Raw genomic sequence first — 17,925 nt, forward strand, 5'->3', positions numbered from 1 at the left:
CCTATCGTCGATTAAATCACTGCACTCATGTAAGGACAACTAAGGACAACGTATTTGCCAAATAGTTTGGAGTGCATTATACAGATTGAGCAGACAGATTGAGCAGACAGATTGAGCAGACAGATTAAGCGGCAAATTTAATCTCTACAACCGTCAAATTAATTGAGAGAACTCAGATCATGATTCCTACCGTCATCGAACAATCAGCTCGGGGCGAGAGAGCCTTCGACATCTATTCTCGCCTCCTGCGAGAGCGGATTATTTTTTTAGCAGAACCAGTCGAGTCAGAAATGGCCAATCGAATTGTGGCACAAATGCTGTTTCTAGAAGCCGAAGACCCAGACAAAGATATCTACCTCTACATCAATTCTCCGGGTGGTTCCGTGTTGGCAGGATTGGGTATCTACGACACTATGAATCACATTCGTCCAGATATATGCACAATTTGCTATGGGATGGCAGCTAGTATGGGGGCATTTCTACTGGGTGCAGGTGCTAAAGGTAAACGCAGCAGTTTGCCCAGTTCGCGGATTATGATTCACCAACCCTCTGGCGGCGCAGAAGGGCAGGCGGTGGATATCGAGATTCAAGCCAGGGAAATCCTTTATCTCAAACGTCAGATTAACCAACGGATGGCGAACTATACAGGAAAATCCCTAGAGCAAATTGAGCAGGATACGGAGCGCGATTTCTTTATGTCGGCGCAAGAAGCGGTGGACTATGGCCTGATTGATCAGGTGATCGACCACCCTACAGTTTCGATGCAGCCTGACCTAGCAGCAGCTAGATAGCCCATCTATCGCCGAGCCTGTGTTAGCCCTCGATCCAATCGGCCCTCAATCAAAGATGTAGCCATGCGTGCCATGATTCTCAAGGCTCCTGGTTCTCCGCTTCAGGAAGTCGAGCTACCCATTCCCACTCCGCAGCCGGGACAGGTGCTGATTCAAGTCCATACCTGTGGCGTCTGTCGCACCGATTTGCATGTGGTGGACGGCGAATTGACCCAGCCAAAGCTGCCGCTGGTGCCGGGTCACCAAATTGTCGGAACCGTGGTCGCAGGAGCAGGCAGACAGGGTACATTTCCACCCGGAACTCGCGTCGGTGTACCCTGGCTCGGTCATACCTGCAACCACTGCCGCTATTGCCTCAGCGGACGAGAAAATCTGTGTGATAACGCTCAATTTACCGGCTATCAACTGGATGGCGGCTACGCCGAATACACCGTTGCCGATGAGCGCTTTTGTTTTCCGATTCCGGCTGGCTATCCCGATCTGCAAGCCGCTCCTTTACTCTGTGCTGGCCTGATTGGCTATCGCTCGCTGATGATGACCGGAGAGGCCGAGCGGATTGGGCTATACGGATTTGGGGCTGCCGCTCACATTGTGATTCAAACCGCACGCTATCAGGGCAGACAGGTGTTTGGCTTCACGCGGTCGGGCGATACCCAAGGCCAGCAGTTTGCTCGTGATCTAGGAGCCGTGTGGGCCGGCAGTTCGACAGAAGCCCCGCCTGAACCGTTGGATGCAGCAATTATTTTTGCTCCGGTGGGTGCTCTGGTGCCAGCAGCGCTCAAGGCGGTAGTCAAGGGCGGCGTGGTGGTTTGTGCGGGGATTCACATGAGCAACATTCCCTCCTTCCCCTACGAATTACTGTGGGGAGAGCGGGTACTGCGGTCAGTAGCAAATCTCACCCGTCAAGATGGCGAAGAGTTTTTGACGCTAGCGCCCCAAATCCCAATTCAAACGCAGGTCGAGTCCTTTCCCTTAGCTGCCGCCAATCAAGCGTTAGCAGCACTTCGCGGCGGTAAAATTCAGGGTGCCGCCGTTTTAGTCATCGACCCCAACCTAATTTCTGAAGTTTAAGTTTACGGTATCAGCAACTCACTCAAAAGCGGGTTTAGATTGCGAAGTCTTGCGAAGTCTTGAATTATGTTTTCAGTTGAGGCGGTTCTGTCACAATCCTCACAACTTCCTCATTTTTGTCATCTATGCTTTAGAAGTTGGCGGATGAGATGGTATCCGTTATTCACCAGGTTATTTACCAGACAGAATTACAAATAATTATGAAAACCTCATTCACAGACTGCCCTTGCTGCGGATATTCACTGGTGCGGTGCTTTCGTCATCATCGAACCGTTTCATTCTGCCGCCATTGCTGGCAAGAAGTACCCGATTTGTCAATGGCAGCTAGCGCTCCGTTGTCCAGACGGCAGTCACCAGAGCCAGTTATTCAACCTGCTTAGCCATCCTGAGTCGTACAGAAACCCTCCACCTGTATACATCCCTGATTGACTGATATCAAATCCGACTAAACGCCCTAAATTTAAATGCCGCGTTGTACGGGCGTTTCGGCGAAACGCCTCTACGCGAACTCTGGCTGATCAACCGGATTTGATATGACAAAACTCTGACTACTGGCAGCTAGAAGCCATGCCTACACAGACAAAACCCGCCTTCGCGGGTTCATCATCCTACCCAGGGTTAGTGTAGGGCGTTCGACGAAGCTCAGCCGAGTCGCCGACTTAGTTTGTGTAGAAGCGGTTTGCACCGCCACATATTAAAAACTCAATTGGAATCGCCCCCCTAACACAAATGTATCATTAGCATCATTTAGCAGTGGATGAATAATGTACTGAGCACTAAACGTCATTTGTAACGCTGGTGTCAAAGCAAGATTATAATAAACCTCAAACCCAGTTTCTTGTCCATCTCAATCGCGCCCAACAACGCGACTGAGAACAGGAGCATCATTGATCGCATCGATTGTACCATTGGCGAAATCTAGATAGTACCAGCCCAAGCCAAACTCGTCATATTCGCGACTCGGTGTAATACCCTTAGCCCCTATTCCTAAACTGATAAATGAATTGATAAAGTTAGAGTTTTCAGGTCCGCTCCCAAAACGCCAAACAATTCCAGGCCACGCGGAGTGGCAAACTTTAAATCAGGATTGCGCTCAGTGGTATCGACCGTGAAAAGATACTGATCAAAATTTGCATAGACCATAAACGCTCCATCCTGAGTTCGAATTGGATCACGAAAATCAATAAAGCCGTTCCGTCCAAACGTATTAACTGGATTGCTAAAGTCAGTGCTGCTTTGACTGCTGTAAAGCCACCCTAACCGTAAGTTACCCGGATTTTGGTTGATGGGTAAAAATTCACTGCAGGCTCTCTCAAACTAGGAATATAGTTACGGTTGGTTATCGATCGCCTCCGATGCCTCTGGGGTGGCAACAGAGGTAAACAGCACGCTCTTAGCTGCACCAACGGCTTCCTCAATAAACAGCGGGAATTTAGCATCCTGATACAAGGCTTCGACCTTCCGTTTCAGCCTGGCTACTATCCCACGATGTTGGTCTGCAAGGTTGGTTTCTTCCCCAGGATCCTGCGCCAGATTGAACAGTTCAACTCGGGATGGCAACATCACTTGCCACACCAGTTTCCAATCTCCCTGTCGAATAGCTGCCCGAAACGGCTCGATTCCATAAACCACTTCGTCCCGATAAGGAATTTGGCCTCCAGTCAGAGCCGACCAGATATTGATCCCGTCCAGAGGTTTGCTCGGATCAGACGCTGCGCCAGCCAAACCCGCTAGGGTTGGGTACCAATCCACAATGTGCATTGGTTGGTTCACCATAGAACCTGGCTCGATATGTCCTGTCCAACTGGCAAGGGCAACAACGCGAGTGCCCCCCTCATACAGTGACCCTTTGCCATCGCGGAAGGGACCATTATCAGCGGGAATGGTGCCGCCAGAGGTATCGACCTCCCCCGTCACCTTCGCAGAACGGGGACCGCCATTGTCACTCTGAAAAACAACGAGCGTATTCTCACGCATGCCTTGCCTGTCCAGCGCATCCAGCACTTGACCAATCTGGTCGTCCATTGCCGTGATCATGGCTGCATACGCACGGCGATTCGGATCGAGGATGGATTGATACTGGTCGAGATATTCTTCTGGAGCCTGATAGGGTGCATGGGGAGCAGTAAAAGCCAGGTACAAAAAGAGCGGAGTGTTGGGGTCATGCGCTTCGATCAGCTTCACCGCATCCTGTCCCAGGAGGGTCGTGACATAGCCTTCTTCATTGACCAGATCATTGTTGCGATACCAATCCACCTGACCATGAGCAGAGTGGGTGAAGTAGTCAATTTCACCCAAAATGGGACCGTATTGATAATCAAACCCTCGTTGTAGGGGCCAGTACTGGCGATCGCTATGTCCAAGGTGCCACTTGCCCACAATGGCAGTCTTATAACCCACTTCCTTTAGCGCTAGAGGCAGCAACCACTCATCGGTAGCCAGTCCATAGGTTCCCGCCGAGGGAATAACAGCAGTTTGCAGACCATAGCGATGGGGATATCGACCCGTCAGTAGGGCGGCCCTTGAGGGTGTGCACATGGGATGGGCATAGTACTGTTCGAGACGGGCTCCGGTTTGGGCAAGCCGATCAAGGTTTGGGGTCTTAATATCTGAGCCATGAAACCCAACATCTTTCCATCCCTGGTCATCTGACATGATGTAGAGAATGTGGGGGCGCGACGGTTGCTGAGCTATAGCTGCTACAGGCGGCAACCACCCACGACCCCCTAACAAAAGTGCCACTATGCAGGCAATAAAAAAGCCCAAAATTTTCACGTTATGCGTCACTCCAGTTCATATCAGCGTGTGTGTGATGGTTTATGGCAAGCCAGAAATAACACTGCATCCTGAGGCAAAATTAATTCTTGTGCTTTCTATAAGACACAAGAATAGAGGTCAGCTAAAATGATGACTATCCAAAAATTGCAAGATTATGAAGGCAAAATATTAAGAATTTCAAAAGGGCTTAATAAAAAGCAAAATGTCTCAGGAGTGTTTTCTCTAGAGAGTTTGGCATTACTCGGGTAAGGGATGAAATTACTGAAGGGCTTAAGTTCTCAATTTCTGAATGACACTGCTTCGAATGTTGTATTGCACTACCACTTTGAAGATATTGATGAGCTGGCGGTATTTTTGCCTGAAGATGTCCGTCTAACTCTTTTGGAGTGTGAACCTTTTAATTGTGAATCAGCAGCCCTTAATTTAGGGGCAATTCAGTTCAACTTTAATCATGTCAATCGTAACCTGTATGCAGTTGGACATAAGCAGGTAGGCTTTCTAACTTTTTCCATGATTCTGCAGGGCAAAGGACAACATGGCATTGAAAATAACCGACTCGTTACCGAAGACTATCTGTTTGGATTCGATGCCAATCGTGAGGCAAATTTAGTTTTCCCAGGGGGCGCTATATATTGTGCTGTCTACATTCGGCCAGATATATTTGAAGCCTATGCCCAAGCTATGAACCGACTGGAGTTAGATTCAAGATTTTTGGCTTCGAACTATGCTTGTATACCAAAGTCTTTTCCTCCTTTGCGCAGCTACTTGAAACAAATTTATGAGTTGTTGCATCAGCATTCCCCGTTGTTGCATAAACCAGACTTTCAGCAGATCATCTTGCAAGATTTTTTGCCTTTGTTTATTACGGCATTAACGGCTCAGCAAGAACAACAGGTTTCTGCTAGGATCTTTCGCCGCTCTCAATTGGTCAAACAGGCGGATGATTACATGCAATCGCATATTGACCAAACCTTGACTCTGACTGATCTGTGCCAAGCTCTAGGCACCAGTAGCCGCGCGCTCTGCTACGGTTTTCAGGAAATGTTCGGAACGAGTCCAATGTCTTACTTAAAAATTCTCCGACTACAGGGCGCTTATCGAGCTTTAAAGTCGGCTGAACCCAGTAACAAAACTGTAACGGAAATTGCCACTCAATTTGGCTTTTACCACCTTGGATACTTTGCCCATGATTACAAGCAGGCATTTGGCGAACTGCCCTCGGAAACATTGAAACGGATCAGGTAGGCTCCATATCCCTCCAGCCCTGTTTGACTGACAAAACTCAGTAGAACACAAATTCTCTAGAAACCGAATAAAGGAGAAGGGAGAAGGGAGGCTCAGGCTAACATCAGTTAAACACAACCATGACCTACCCTTCCTCACTATCTTTTCCTCCGCATTGGCCGATGAAACGACGCTAGCGCTGTTGTCTAATGTTTGTCGCGTATAGCGCCTCAGATCAGAACGACTTTTTATCAGATGGATCGCCTTTAAATGGCTGGACTCCAGTTTTTGGATAGTCATCATCGTTTGGGCTAAACACACGAGCAACTGCGCTTGAAATATAGCGAATCACTTGCTGAGGAACAGTTTCAAGCGTGGTAAGCAGCTTCTGCAACTGGCTTTTAATAGACATAACAATTTCTCCTTAAATCTGCTTGGTAAACATTCAATCCCCTAACCTTCATTCACGAACCGACGAACCGATATCCTCAACTGTGGCCAACAAATCAACAAACCTATTTCCTCCCCTGCGACAGATTTATCAAACCCATTTCCTTCTACACCTTTACGCTAAGAAAATAATTTGAGGAACTTGTGAGCCTTCCAAATGAGCTTTACAGGTAGGCTTTACAGGTGGTCCTTACAACTTGAGTCAGTCCTACAAGTACCCTAAGGGGTCATGTTACTTTACAGCCAACCCAATTAGAATCAGATAGTATGAGGCAACCGAATTGGGCTTGGTAATGAGCGCTTCAGAGGACGGCACGATGCAACACAAAACTCATGCATTAGTAATTGGTGGCAGTCTGGCCGGGCTGCTTATGAGTCGAGTTTTGGCCAACCATTTTGATCGCGTCACCGTGATCGAACGAGATACCTACCCCGATCAGCCGATGCCGCGCCGAGGCGTGCCCCACTCTCGCTTTCCCCACACGCTAATGCTGCGCGGCCAACGCATCTTAGAGCAGTGGTTTCCCGGCCTCAAAGCAGAACTGCTGGCTCAGGGGGCGATTGAACTAGATAGCATGAAAGAAATCGCCTTTCTCACCCCCGCCGGATGGACGGTGCGGTCTGACTCAGACCTGATGCTGCTGGCCTGTAGCCGCGACCTGCTGGATTGGCACATTCGCCGTCGCTTAGCCGCCTCTGACAAGATTCACTTCCTGACTAGCGCTAGCGTCACAGGCTTATTAACCGATCCGGAGCACACCAAAATCACCGGAGTATCCCTACATCGTCACCAAGACACCAACACCGAATTACACGAGAATCTATACGCTGATTTAATTGTCGATGCTAGCGGTAAAGCCTCCCGGACTCCTCAGTGGCTGCAGAAATTGGGTTATGCAGCTCCCCCTGAAACTGAGGTCAATGCCTTTGTGGGGTATACAGCCCGCATCTATCAGCCGCCCCCCAACCTATCTGTTGATTGGAAAATGGTGTTTATACCCAGTGCACCGCCCCAGCAGCATCGCGGCGGAGCCATCTTCCCGATTGAAGGAGACCGCTCTACGCCCAACCAGATGCGCTGGATTGTCAGTTTAGTCGGCGGCGATCACGATTATCCACCTACTGACGAAGCGGGGTTTGTTGCCTTTGCCCGCAGTTTGCCCTCACCGATTCTGGCCGATGCAATTCAGAACGCCACGCCGCTAACGCCAATCTATACCTACTGCGGCAACGAAAACCGTCGGCGTCATTACGATCAGCTCTCCGATTCACCCGCCCGCCTGATCGTAGTCGGTCATGCCGCATGTTTGCTCAATCCCACCTACGGTCAAGCCATGACGGTAGCAGCCTTGGAAGCCAATATCGTCGATCAATTTTTCCAGCGCCATTCAATCGATAGCCTCCATCAGCAGACCCATGTCCTGCAAAAGCGGCTAGCAACCGCCCATCGAGAAGCTTGGTCAGCGGCAACTAATATGGACTACCGATACCACAGCGTCTCTAGTAAACCAACCGATACAGTCACACGGTTTGCGAACTGGTACTGGGATCAGCTGCTGGAATTAGTCGTCGATCGAGTCGGGGTTCATCACACCTTTCTGGAAGTATTGCACCTGCTCAAACCCTCGATAGCGTTATTTCACCCGTCGATCTTGGCTCAAGTCCTATGGCATGATTTGCGCAAGCGGCGGCAGCAGTCAGCGCTCCGACAAGAATCCACCATCTCTACTATGTAGCAGCATATTGATATCAAATCCGACTAAACGCCCTCAATTTAAATGCCGCGTTGTACGGGCGTTTCGGCGAAATACCTCTACGCGAACTCTGGCTGATCAACCGGATTTGATATGACACAAAATTCTGGACAGACTCGCATCCGGCAGTGCGGTTGACCCGAATCATTGGTGCGAACTTAAGGGAAATAAGGATTGGCTTCAGTGACCGTTTCCGGCAGGGGAATGAATTCGGTTTCATCTGGAACAGCAGCAAAGCGACAATTGCGCCAGTCCGCTTTAGCTTGGGCAATCCGTTCAGGGCGGCTAGAGACAAAATTCCACCATTTATAGCGAGGCCCTAAGGGTTCACCGCCAATCACCACGCAGCGAGCCGAAGAGGACGATGCAAGCACCACTTCACCGGGTTCAAGAATGGCAAGCTGATATGGCTCCAGCAGTTCACCATCGATGCTCAATCCTGTCGTGACGCCATACACGGCTCGTTCTGAATAGTCAGCAGGGAGCGTAAATTGAGCGTTGGCAGATAGCATAATATCTAGATAAATAATCGGTGAAAATACCTTTACTGGCGATGTGTAGCCTGACATTCGCCCAGCAATTAGTTTAACCGTTACGCCATTTTCGTCCCAGCTAGGCATCGTCTCCGCCGGATAGTGCGTAAACCAGGGAGCGGTTTCTTCATGCTCAGCCGGCAGAGCCACCCAGGTTTGGATGCCGTGAATCGTGGCTTCATTGTGGCGATCTGCCTCGGGTGAGCGCTCAGAATGAACAATGCCGCTGCCCGCTGTCATCCAGTTTACCGCACCGGGTTGAATTTCCTGCACCGTACCCAAACTATCCCGATGCATCAACGCTCCCTCAAACAGGTAAGTTACCGTTGCCAAATTAATGTGAGGATGCGGGCGGACATCGATTCCCTGACCAGCCGGCAGCCGCGATGGTCCCAACTGATCAAAAAAGATGAACGGACCCACCATTTGGCGATTCGGATAGGGCAAACTGCGGCGAGCAACGAACCCACCCAGGTCCTTAATTTCGGGTTCGATCAGCTGGAGGATAGGCATAGGAGTGATGGCGGAGTAGCTGTGTTGATTGTACTGTAAAGTGCAACCTTCGCAACCTCGCTCGATACAAACAGCAGTCATGGTATCCTGCCTTGAGCGATTTCTTCAACGAAATCTAATCAAACGAGGCTAAACCAAATGACTACTGAGTTTAACAACTGCTCATTTCTCTGACCACAAGTCAGTATGCAGGCGATTATGCTCGCGTACAAATCTGGATTCTTGTTAATGCGATAAAGGGACCATATGACGTTGCTGAATTAGAGAAAGAATCTTACCGTCCTTTGATGTCATGAGAAAATGCTCTAGATTGGAAAGTAACGAAGAGAAGCTATCCGCAATTCTCTATCCATTGACAATCCTTGGCGAAGCAACGAAACGGCTTTCCCAAGCTTTCCATGCCCAACATCCTGGCATCCCCTGTTTCCAGGGGAAGTGACTTAGAAGCAACCTAGTAGCGAAAAACTGCCGCAATCGGGGCTTGATCAGGAATTGCTTCTGGTTCTACCGCGTACACAGTCCCCCCGTTCAGCAGCGTTTGTACAGCCGCAGCATTCAGCAGATCTTCGTCACCCGGTTCCGCTTCTGAATGGAGGTGCAGTTCGTTCGCCTCTGGATCGAAACTACCCCATTGCTGCATACCCAACGCTACAAACAGCTGATCAATCCGCCCGTAGTAAGCACCAGCAATCGTTTCTTGCCAGTCCGTAGAGGCCTTTCCGGTTCCCGCCAGCTCATGATAGCGCTCAACCGCCGCTTTTTGCGCCTCGGTGTAGTAGGGTTCCACCACTGACCAAGCCTGCTCATGGATATCCTCAGGTTTGAGAACGCCAATATTCTCAACCGGCAAGATCAGGTCTATCAAATGCGGATAGGTATTGGCCTGCTGATAAAGCGGCAGAAGATATTCAACCCCAGCCAAAACCAGGGGAGCCTGCTCGTTATGCAAATATTTTTGCAGCCCTCGGTCTAATACATGGAAGAATTGCAGAATGTCCGACTGAGGTTCATCCTGATCGGGGCTACCCTGCCCATGAAAACTGCCTGCTTGTGGAAATGGATTGCTAGTGCCGCCCTTCGATGTACTAATGCGGAATTGCCCTTCCTTTGCCGTTTCATCGTAGAGTAGCGCCGCCTCTACACTCGTGGGTATCTCTTCTAGTTCAATTTCTTGCATGCTGTAGCGGCTGCCTTCAAACAATCGCACCTGCTTTTGACTCAGAGCCAGGAGGAAGAATTTGCCATCGCCCGTCAACAGGGGCAGGAGAGGTTTGAGGTGAAAACGATCGCTAACAACCACCAATTCGTCAAACGCCAGCGGCAGGCGATAGTAGCGCAGAAACCCATCTGCCAGAAAAATCGCTAATCCCTGGCTTTGATGCTGCCAAAACTCATCCCTGTCCAACTCCAGGACGGGCTGCAATCGCTCTAGCACCTCAGTAGGGCGCAACTGCTTCTGTTCTTCTAGTAAAGCCTCGGCCTGCTTAATCAAGTTCTTAAACCGAATCGGATTTTGTTGAACTTCAGCACCAGCTTGCACAGTCGGCATGTAGAGAGAAACGCAACAACTGTGAGAGTGCTCAACCAGTGCTTTAAATTCGTCAAGCGACAATAAACTCATAGCAAAACCTGTTCTAACCTAACTTTCTGACTCCTGAACCCTGCCCCTGATACCAGCGCTCAACGTGCTCACGCTTCATCCCGCCCATGCACTTCTGCTGGAGGGCTAGTCGCTTCAACAGCTGTGAACGGTTCTAGAATTCTGTAGGTATGGCTAGCCCCTTTGGGGACCACCCAGGAACTACCCGGTTCCAGCAGCACCATTTGACCAGAAATGTGGAGTTCAGCGCGGCCTTGAATTACATAGCCAACAGTTTCGTAGTCCCGCTGAGTTTCCGGCTTGGGTTCGCTGGGTTGTTCGTCGCGCCAAAGCCGCATCGAAACATGAATACCGGAAGCTAAATAAATCTGCCCCATTTCACCTTTGGGTGAGGCATGGGAATCAATTTTGATCACGGTAGTATCTGCCATTATTCTCTCCTATGCATTCGCTTCTACATGTTCGCTTCTATGGGCGCGCTTTTATACATTCTGCTGTTTACCCTGCCCAATCTCTACTCAATCTGGCTTAGAGCTAAGCTTCTTCAGTTGCGGTATCGTCAGCTTGACTAACTCGTTCGGCTCCCTCACCCGTGCGTCTTCTGGCCTGGAGTGCTTGCTGATCCACAGCACCCGATTCCGGCTGAAATTCCTGCTGTTCCAGAGTATTAGGATCTTTTGCTTGCTGATTCACTCGTTGATTCAACGGTTCGGAGTTTTCAGCTTGGTTAGAATGGGCTGCACTAGGGTGAGCTGTATTAGCGGCGTCTGTCATAATTATTGATTGTTTTTAGTTTTTTATTAGTGGACAAATTCACTGAAACGCTTTGTTTGCTGATTTACTAGCATCGATCCAATTCGACCATACTCCCGAGCATACTCCTGTGTCTTACTCGCTGCTCATTCATGACATATCAACCATTACATGGCAAATCAGCCAGCGAATCATGACAGGAGCAAACCTTACGTTTATTTTAAAAAGCAAATGCTTTTCGCCCCTCTATCGCTAGGAGTAAGAGATTCAACGTTCTCGAAGGGGAAATAGAAAGCAACCAAAGTGCTGTTGCAGGCGTGATACAGATTACGCAGACGCACTGTTGCAGCTAGTCAATTGCAGCTAGTCAATCGCAGCTAGCCAATCGCAGGTAAATGGTGTGGGGGTGAGGGGTGAGGGGCTTCGACGCGAGCGCACTGCTCCCATGGGGCCAGAAAACTCAGCCGAGCGGTGTGGGGGTTGCCTATAAAGCGCTCGGGTTAGTAAGAGACTATTTGTAAATGAATTTTAAGAGGCTAGAATCGACTTCACATCTGATCCTCCCTAACCCTCCTTATTAAGGAGTGATCCTCCCTAACCCTCCTTATTAAGGAGGGAACCGAGTCAAATCTCTGAAGTCCCCCTTTTTAAGGGGGACTTAGGGGGATCTCAATCTTGGTTTACAAACAACCTCTAAGTAACGTCGCCTAAATAACATAAATACTTAACCTAAGTCATTTCCAAAGGCATATTAGGGGTGGGATCGAGGAATTAGCATTTCACCCTTTTGATTGACCCCCTGAAGCGAAATAAAGATTTACATAGACAAGTACATAGCGATTCCGCGGTGTTGCGATTGCATGATTCCCAAGGCTGAAAGCATAAGCTGAAAGCACCGAGTCAATGTTAAAGCAAGAGCCGCCTTCAGTTCCTCACTTTGTACTTATCTAATGACTAACATTCAGTTAAAGCCAATCTCTCAGCAGGTTGTGGCCCTAATTGGCGCTTCTAGCGGCATTGGTCGAGTCACGGCTCTAGAATTTGCCAAGCAGGGCGCAAAAGTAGTTGTATCGGCTCGCAGCGAATCGGGTTTAAATTCTCTAGTCGATGAAATCAAACAGCTTGGCGGCGAAGCAATCGCGATTCCTGCTGATGTGGCTGACTATGAGCAGGTAAAAGCAGTTGCCGACAAAACGGTCAACCACTATGGCCGCCTAGACAGCTGGGTGCATTTAGCGGCAACGTCGGTATTTGCTAAGTTTGAGCAGTTGTCACCAGAAGAGTTTCGCCGGGTGATTGAGGTGAACTTGATGGGACAGGTTTATGGGGCAATGGTGGCCTTGCCCTATTTGCGGCAAGCAGGTCAGGGAGCACTGATCATGGTGTCCTCGGTTGAAGCGAGGCGATCGCTGCCGTTACAAAGCCCCTACTCGGCATCAAAACACGGCATCGAAGGTTTCCTGGATTCGCTACGGGTAGAGCTACAGCATGACAATATTCCAGTTAGCGTTACTAACGTGATGCCCGCTACTATCAACACGCCATTCTACAATAAGGGCTTAACCAAGCTAGGAGTAAAACCGACTGGCGTTCCCCCTTACTATCAACCCGATTTAGTTGCCAGAGCAATTCTGCATGTAGCCGAGCATCCTACCCGCGACATTATTGTCGGAGATGTAGGCCGCGTACTGGATGTGATGCAAAAAATTTCGCCCCACCTGGTCGATTGGGTATTGCAAACTATCGCAATTGAAGGGCAACACACTCAAACTCCCAAACAAGAAACCGATCCCAACAACCTGTACAGTTCCATTGAAGACCCAAGCTACAACCGGGCAGAAGGCGACTACAGCAATCTAGCCATTCCCAGCTTCCTCGATTGGTTTGATTGGCATCCCACTGCTAAATGGGGCGTAGCGGCAGGTCTAGGCGCATTGCTGCTGTTGACAACCCAAGCGTTCAAAGATAACGACACTGCCTAGGATGCCGAATCCACAGGCGTTCAAATTATTAAATCAAAATTATTAGATCAATAGATCAGGAGCAGAATCATGGAAGAAACCGTTCATTCAAACCCAGAGCAACCCCAATCGCCCGGTGATGCAGAACGTTGGAGTTCGCTGATTACCGGAGGCGCAATGGTGCTGCTGGGGCTGCGGCAACGTTCGCTGAGGGGCGCATTGATGGCGCTAGCGGGCGGTGGTCTGGTGTATCATGGCGCGAAAGGGCAGCAGGGGTTAGCCGAAAAAGTGGCGGAAACCGCCGGACTAGATCAGAGCGTTCGGGTCGAGAGGACCGTTACGATTGCTAACAAAACCCCCGAAGAGCTGTACCGCTTCTGGCGCAATTTTGAAAACTTGCCTACGTTTATGAGGCACCTGAAATCGGTAACGGTGATCAACCACACCCGCTCCCACTGGATTGCAAATGCGCCAATGGGGAACTCGGTGGAGTGGGATGCCGAAATTATCACCGAACAAGAAAACCGTTTGATTGCCTGGACTTCGGTAGAAGGAGCCGATGTGGATAACTCCGGGTTTGTGCGATTCCAACCCGGTCCGCAGGGGCGTGGCACAGAAGTCAAGGTCGTGATGGAATACAAACCGCCGGCTGGAATTGTTGGCGCTACGCTAGCAAAACTGTTTGGCGAAGAACCAGAACAGCAAATTGGCGATGATCTACATCGATTCAAAATGCTGATGGAGGCCGGTGAAATTGCCACGACGGATGGGCAGCCAATGGGGTAGTACTAATTTTCAATTGCTAAAAGTTCAGTTTCTACAAAAATTTAATACCGAAGGAGAATCATTAATGAAAGCAGTATGCTGGCATGGCGCGATGGATATGCGGGTCGAAACCGTTCCCGATCCAAAGTTGCTCAATTCTCGCGATGCAATTGTCAAAATTACATCTACCGCCATTTGTGGCTCAGATATTCACATCTATGATGGCTTTATTCCCACGATGAAGCCCGGCGATATTGTCGGACATGAGTTCATGGGTGAGGTCGTGGAAGTGGGCCGCGACGTGAAGCGGCTGAAGGTAGGCGACCGGGTTGTCGTGCCGTTTCCGATTTCCTGCGGTCAGTGTTTCTTCTGCAAATCCGATCTGTGGTCACTCTGCGACAATTCTAATCCCAATGCCTGGATGGCTGAGAAACTTTACGGTCATTCTCCGGCAGCTCTGTTCGGCTATTCCCATTTGTTCGGCGGCTATGCAGGCGGACAGGCCGAGTATGCGCGGGTACCCTTTGCTGATGTCGGGCCAATCAAAATCCCAGACGGTTTAACAGATGATCAGGTGCTATTCCTCAGCGATATTCTTCCCACGGGCTACATGGCAGCAGAAAACTGCAACATCAAGCCCGGTGACATCGTAGCAGTTTGGGGCTGTGGTCCGGTCGGGTTGTTTGCAATCAAGAGCGCAGTTTTACTCGGTGCCGAACGGGTGATTGCCATTGACCGAATTCCAGAACGCTTGAAGATGGCACAGGAGTACGGTGGAGCAGAAATTATCAACTATGAAGAAGTTGACACCGGAGAAGCGCTGAAGGAAATGACCGGCGGACGTGGTCCGGATGCCTGTATTGATGCAGTTGGCCTGGAAGCCCACGGCATGGGATTAGAAGGATTTTACGATAAGGTGAAACAGGCAGTACGGCTGGAAACCGATCGTCCTAATGTGTTTCGTCAGGCGATTGTAGCTTGCCGCAAGGGAGGCGTCGTGTCCTTGGCTGGCGTCTATGGCGGCTTTCTGGATAAGATCCCAATGGGAGCGGCCTTTAACAAGGGGCTGACGTTTAAGATGGGTCAAACCCACGTGCAAAAGTATTTGAGACCGCTGCTGGAACGGATTCAAAACGGTGAAATTGATCCGTCGCTGATCATTACTCACCATTTGCCACTAGCCGAAGCTCCCCACGGTTACGACATTTTCAAGCACAAAAAGGAGAACTGCATCAAGGTGGTACTGAAGCCCTAGGATAGGATTGCTATAGTTGATCGTGCAAACGAATCAAACAGGAGCAGCCTATGGCCTCAGTGGTGATTGTAGGAGCGGGTCCGGCAGGCACCACCTTGGCCTATCTGCTGGCGCAGCGCGGGATTGAGGTGACGTTGGTTGAGGCGGCGGCCAACTTTGAGCGTGTCTTTCGCGGCGAAGGGTTGATGCCTGGCGGTCTGTATGCCCTAGAGCAAATGGGTTTATTCGATCTGCTGGACCAAATTCCCTGCCGCCAACTTCACGCCTGGGAATTTGTTGTCGATGACCGAACGGTGCTGCATGTGAACGAACCCGCCGATCTGGGCCGCTACCGTCCCACGATCATTCCCCAACCCGCTTTTCTATCTGCGGTAGTGGAACGAGCGCAAGCGTTTCCGTCCTTTCGGTTTGTGCACGGCACAGTGCAGGCATTGACACAGAAGGCGGACCGCGTGCAGGGCGTTGTGGTGCGGCAGGCCGACCAGGAAATTGAGCTGGAGGCTACGCTGGTGATTGGGGCCGATGGGCGGGGTTCTACGGTGCGACGCTTGGCTAACCTGCCGCTGCAAAAACTCGACTACGATGCAGATGTGCTGTGGCTGCGGCTGCCGGTGCCTCTGCCGGATGAGAGCCAGCGTTCTGTATTCTATGGCTTCATTTGCGGTTCCGAAAGCCTGGGAGCCTATACCTCCTGGGATGACAGCCTCAAGTTTGCCTACTTGGTCCCGCGAGGCCAGTCACTCGACAGCAAACCCATCGACTGGCCGACTCGCTTAGCTGAAATTGCGCCCGACTGGATAGCAGACCATATTCGGACTTATGCTGAAGCGCTAGAAGCACCTATCCCGCTAAAAGTGGTGTTTGGTCGCTGTCCGCAGTGGTTTCAGCCCGGTGTGCTGCTGATCGGCGATGCAGCTCATCCAATGGCTCCGATTCGCGCTCAAGGGATCAACCTAGCGCTGCGGGATGTGATTGTGACGGCGAATCATCTAATTCCACTGCTGCAAACCAGTGCATCTCCAGAGCAGTTCGACCAAGCGATGCAAAGAATTCAAGCCGAACGTCAGCCGGAAATTGTTCGTTGTCAGAACCTCCAGTCTAGCGAACAGCAGCTCGCCACTCGCCTTTGTCAATCATCGATCTTGCGAGGACTGTTGACCCAACTCTCGCCCTTGGTTCGACCTGTAATCGAAAGACGCTGGTTGGCGCGGCAAAAGCATTTGCGGTTTGGGTTGCAACCCATTGCGTTAGTCGTCTAGAAAATTATTTTTGTATGATCAACTTGATCAACATGCTGTAAACCTATAAACGCTGCAAAACAAGATTGAGCGCACGCCGCACATAGGCAGTCCAAGATTCCGAAACAGTTGGAAAAATCAGGGCATAGAGCATAATTCCACTCATCAGGTCAAACACTAAATCCGGGTCTAAATCGGCCTCGACTTCATTTCTGATTTTGGCTCGTTCTAGCACAATGGCAAAGGCTTTGCGGCGCGGTTGCAGGTATTTAGTCCAATAGATTTGCGCAAAGGCAGGATTACTAGATGCGCTACTAATAATCATGGCGACAGTTTGCCGCCCTAGTGGACTAAGAGTGATCTGGGCAGCGCTTTCAATCAAAGCATCAATATCACGTTGCAGATTGCCTGTATCGGGAATAGCAATTTCTGTTCGAATGCTCTCAATCGCATCTGCCACCAATTCCTCTTTACTGGCATAGCGACGGTAGATCGTAGTTTTACCCACTCCGGCCCGCGCTGCAATTGCATCGATGCTGATCGCCTCAAAGCCAACTTCTGCCAAAAGTTCTAAGGTCGCTTTCAGCATGGCTTGATGAGCTTGGGCACTCCGAGGACGGCCCACCGATCTTTTGCCCGATGAATTTTTAGAGTGTTTCTGCATAAATGATATTATAATTACGGTACTGTATCGTATCGAAACTATGGGAAGCTAAAATTATGGGCAAGCCTCGTCCTCACTACCTTGATAAAAATAGCACTCAGACGCTGCAAGAAGGTCTAGAGGAATATTATGCGTTCAATCCGCATGTCACGCCTCCAAGCACCCAGCCACCTGAGTTCGGCAAGATCTTGCTGGCTCATGATGTAGGTCATGTGATCTATGGCTGCGACACCAGCATGTACGACGAACTAAAAATTCTGCCACTATTCTGGTGGACTAGTGAATGTACATTCCAACAATTCCGGCAGATGCGAAACACACCTGCTGTCGATGTAATGTACGACGATCTGATTCGAGAAAAGGGAGCCTTTTGGCTCTACAGCGAGATTTGTAAAACCCTTCCTCTAGTCATCCCAGAGCTAATTTTGATCTGGTTCAGAACGCGCAACCGTAAAAAACGACTGCCGTTTCTAGAATTTGAACCGCTGCTAGATCGTTCATTGCTGAATATCCGTCAGGAGTTTGATTTGTTGCAGTTTATCAAGTGATTGGGTCAGTAGAACGGACAGCCAATA

17 protein-coding genes and 1 pseudogene are annotated in these 17,925 nt (G+C 49.9%); 9 read left to right on the top strand and 9 right to left on the bottom strand.

Annotated features, from left to right (window positions below; translation table 11 throughout):
- The first annotated feature begins 176 nt into the window (after nucleotides 1-176).
- Nucleotides 177-791 carry an ATP-dependent Clp endopeptidase proteolytic subunit ClpP gene (gene clpP / locus HJG54_RS28900; protein ID WP_316437095.1) on the top strand — a complete coding sequence of 205 codons (615 nt, stop codon included), beginning with the start codon at nucleotides 177-179 and terminating at the stop codon, nucleotides 789-791.
- A 63-nt stretch (nucleotides 792-854) separates the two neighbouring features.
- On the top strand, nucleotides 855-1,862 hold the full coding sequence (locus tag HJG54_RS28905) for a zinc-dependent alcohol dehydrogenase family protein (RefSeq protein WP_316436522.1): 1,008 nt from the start codon (nucleotides 855-857) through the stop codon (nucleotides 1,860-1,862).
- Between the two features lie 694 nt (nucleotides 1,863-2,556).
- On the opposite strand, the pseudogene HJG54_RS35630 reads toward HJG54_RS28905, so the two are convergent.
- From HJG54_RS35630 to HJG54_RS28915, 3 genes and pseudogenes are all read right to left on the bottom strand, one after another.
- Nucleotides 2,557-2,913, bottom strand: a pseudogene (locus tag HJG54_RS35630) (carbohydrate porin).
- A complete protein-coding gene (locus HJG54_RS28910; protein ID WP_316436523.1) occupies nucleotides 2,850-3,005 on the bottom strand; it encodes a hypothetical protein in 156 nt (51 codons plus the stop codon). The pseudogene HJG54_RS35630 and the gene HJG54_RS28910 overlap by 64 nt, the downstream one beginning before the upstream one ends.
- A gap of 186 nt (nucleotides 3,006-3,191) precedes the next feature.
- Nucleotides 3,192-4,604, bottom strand: a complete 1,413-nt coding sequence (locus tag HJG54_RS28915) for an arylsulfatase (RefSeq protein WP_316436524.1) — start codon at nucleotides 4,602-4,604, stop codon at nucleotides 3,192-3,194.
- A 288-nt stretch (nucleotides 4,605-4,892) separates the two neighbouring features.
- Between HJG54_RS28915 and HJG54_RS28920 the strand changes: the two genes are divergently transcribed.
- Complete coding sequence (locus HJG54_RS28920) at nucleotides 4,893-5,885, top strand: helix-turn-helix domain-containing protein (RefSeq protein ID WP_316436525.1); 993 nt, start codon at nucleotides 4,893-4,895, stop codon at nucleotides 5,883-5,885.
- A 214-nt stretch (nucleotides 5,886-6,099) separates the two neighbouring features.
- Here the strand turns inward: HJG54_RS28920 and HJG54_RS28925 are convergent, their stop codons facing one another.
- On the bottom strand, nucleotides 6,100-6,276 hold the full coding sequence (locus HJG54_RS28925; RefSeq protein WP_316436526.1) for a hypothetical protein: 177 nt from the start codon (nucleotides 6,274-6,276) through the stop codon (nucleotides 6,100-6,102).
- Between the two features lie 355 nt (nucleotides 6,277-6,631).
- Here HJG54_RS28925 and HJG54_RS28930 point away from each other — a divergent pair, with 355 nt between their 5' ends.
- Complete coding sequence (locus HJG54_RS28930) at nucleotides 6,632-8,050, top strand: 2-polyprenyl-6-methoxyphenol hydroxylase-like oxidoreductase (protein WP_316436527.1); 1,419 nt, start codon at nucleotides 6,632-6,634, stop codon at nucleotides 8,048-8,050.
- Between the two features lie 176 nt (nucleotides 8,051-8,226).
- Here HJG54_RS28930 and HJG54_RS28935 read toward each other — a convergent pair whose 3' ends face one another.
- From HJG54_RS28935 to HJG54_RS28950, 4 genes are all read right to left on the bottom strand, one after another.
- A complete protein-coding gene (locus tag HJG54_RS28935) occupies nucleotides 8,227-9,114 on the bottom strand; it encodes a pirin family protein (RefSeq protein WP_316436529.1) in 888 nt (295 codons plus the stop codon).
- 451 nt (nucleotides 9,115-9,565) lie between these two features.
- Entirely contained in the window at nucleotides 9,566-10,663 is a 1,098-nt protein-coding gene (locus HJG54_RS28940) for a hypothetical protein (protein WP_316436530.1), read from the bottom strand.
- A 140-nt stretch (nucleotides 10,664-10,803) separates the two neighbouring features.
- Complete coding sequence (locus HJG54_RS28945) at nucleotides 10,804-11,145, bottom strand: cupin domain-containing protein (protein WP_316436531.1); 342 nt, start codon at nucleotides 11,143-11,145, stop codon at nucleotides 10,804-10,806.
- A 103-nt stretch (nucleotides 11,146-11,248) separates the two neighbouring features.
- Nucleotides 11,249-11,488 carry a hypothetical protein gene (locus tag HJG54_RS28950; protein WP_316436533.1) on the bottom strand — a complete coding sequence of 80 codons (240 nt, stop codon included), beginning with the start codon at nucleotides 11,486-11,488 and terminating at the stop codon, nucleotides 11,249-11,251.
- A 929-nt stretch (nucleotides 11,489-12,417) separates the two neighbouring features.
- On the opposite strand from HJG54_RS28950, the gene HJG54_RS28955 reads away from it, so the two are divergent.
- The 4 genes from HJG54_RS28955 (at nucleotide 12,418) to HJG54_RS28970 (ending at nucleotide 16,707) form a co-directional block, all read left to right on the top strand.
- Nucleotides 12,418-13,449 (top strand): SDR family oxidoreductase, encoded by a 1,032-nt coding sequence (locus tag HJG54_RS28955; protein ID WP_316436534.1) that lies wholly within the window; start codon nucleotides 12,418-12,420, stop codon nucleotides 13,447-13,449.
- A gap of 69 nt (nucleotides 13,450-13,518) precedes the next feature.
- Nucleotides 13,519-14,214, top strand: coding sequence for an SRPBCC family protein (locus HJG54_RS28960; protein WP_316436536.1), 696 nt, complete (start codon nucleotides 13,519-13,521; stop codon nucleotides 14,212-14,214).
- A 64-nt stretch (nucleotides 14,215-14,278) separates the two neighbouring features.
- Nucleotides 14,279-15,448, top strand: coding sequence for a zinc-dependent alcohol dehydrogenase (locus HJG54_RS28965; RefSeq protein WP_316436537.1), 1,170 nt, complete (start codon nucleotides 14,279-14,281; stop codon nucleotides 15,446-15,448).
- A 32-nt stretch (nucleotides 15,449-15,480) separates the two neighbouring features.
- Nucleotides 15,481-16,707 (top strand): FAD-dependent oxidoreductase, encoded by a 1,227-nt coding sequence (locus HJG54_RS28970; protein WP_420717439.1) that lies wholly within the window; start codon nucleotides 15,481-15,483, stop codon nucleotides 16,705-16,707.
- A gap of 43 nt (nucleotides 16,708-16,750) precedes the next feature.
- Here HJG54_RS28970 and HJG54_RS28975 read toward each other — a convergent pair whose 3' ends face one another.
- Nucleotides 16,751-17,350 (bottom strand): TetR/AcrR family transcriptional regulator, encoded by a 600-nt coding sequence (locus tag HJG54_RS28975; RefSeq protein WP_316436541.1) that lies wholly within the window; start codon nucleotides 17,348-17,350, stop codon nucleotides 16,751-16,753.
- 56 nt (nucleotides 17,351-17,406) lie between these two features.
- On the opposite strand from HJG54_RS28975, the gene HJG54_RS28980 reads away from it, so the two are divergent.
- Nucleotides 17,407-17,898 carry a hypothetical protein gene (locus tag HJG54_RS28980; RefSeq protein WP_316436542.1) on the top strand — a complete coding sequence of 164 codons (492 nt, stop codon included), beginning with the start codon at nucleotides 17,407-17,409 and terminating at the stop codon, nucleotides 17,896-17,898.
- The last annotated feature ends 27 nt before the right edge of the window (nucleotides 17,899-17,925 follow it).

Origin of the sequence: Leptolyngbya sp. NK1-12 (assembly GCF_032598965.1) — a bacterium.
Lineage (GTDB): Bacteria > Cyanobacteriota > Cyanobacteriia > Elainellales > Elainellaceae > Elainella.

Coding starts and splice junctions, on each gene's coding strand:
- HJG54_RS28905 (WP_316436522.1), top strand. CDS start 855: ATGCGTGCCATGATTCTCAAGGCTCCTGGTTCTCCGCTTCAGGAAGTC.
- HJG54_RS28950 (WP_316436533.1), bottom strand. CDS start 11,488: ATGACAGACGCCGCTAATACAGCTCACCCTAGTGCAGCCCATTCTAAC.
- HJG54_RS28925 (WP_316436526.1), bottom strand. CDS start 6,276: ATGTCTATTAAAAGCCAGTTGCAGAAGCTGCTTACCACGCTTGAAACT.
- HJG54_RS28960 (WP_316436536.1), top strand. CDS start 13,519: ATGGAAGAAACCGTTCATTCAAACCCAGAGCAACCCCAATCGCCCGGT.
- HJG54_RS28945 (WP_316436531.1), bottom strand. CDS start 11,145: ATGGCAGATACTACCGTGATCAAAATTGATTCCCATGCCTCACCCAAA.
- HJG54_RS28930 (WP_316436527.1), top strand. CDS start 6,632: ATGCAACACAAAACTCATGCATTAGTAATTGGTGGCAGTCTGGCCGGG.
- HJG54_RS28975 (WP_316436541.1), bottom strand. CDS start 17,350: ATGCAGAAACACTCTAAAAATTCATCGGGCAAAAGATCGGTGGGCCGT.
- HJG54_RS28965 (WP_316436537.1), top strand. CDS start 14,279: ATGAAAGCAGTATGCTGGCATGGCGCGATGGATATGCGGGTCGAAACC.
- HJG54_RS28920 (WP_316436525.1), top strand. CDS start 4,893: ATGAAATTACTGAAGGGCTTAAGTTCTCAATTTCTGAATGACACTGCT.
- HJG54_RS28980 (WP_316436542.1), top strand. CDS start 17,407: ATGGGCAAGCCTCGTCCTCACTACCTTGATAAAAATAGCACTCAGACG.
- HJG54_RS28940 (WP_316436530.1), bottom strand. CDS start 10,663: ATGCCGACTGTGCAAGCTGGTGCTGAAGTTCAACAAAATCCGATTCGG.
- HJG54_RS28955 (WP_316436534.1), top strand. CDS start 12,418: ATGACTAACATTCAGTTAAAGCCAATCTCTCAGCAGGTTGTGGCCCTA.
- HJG54_RS28935 (WP_316436529.1), bottom strand. CDS start 9,114: ATGCCTATCCTCCAGCTGATCGAACCCGAAATTAAGGACCTGGGTGGG.
- HJG54_RS28910 (WP_316436523.1), bottom strand. CDS start 3,005: ATGGTCTATGCAAATTTTGATCAGTATCTTTTCACGGTCGATACCACT.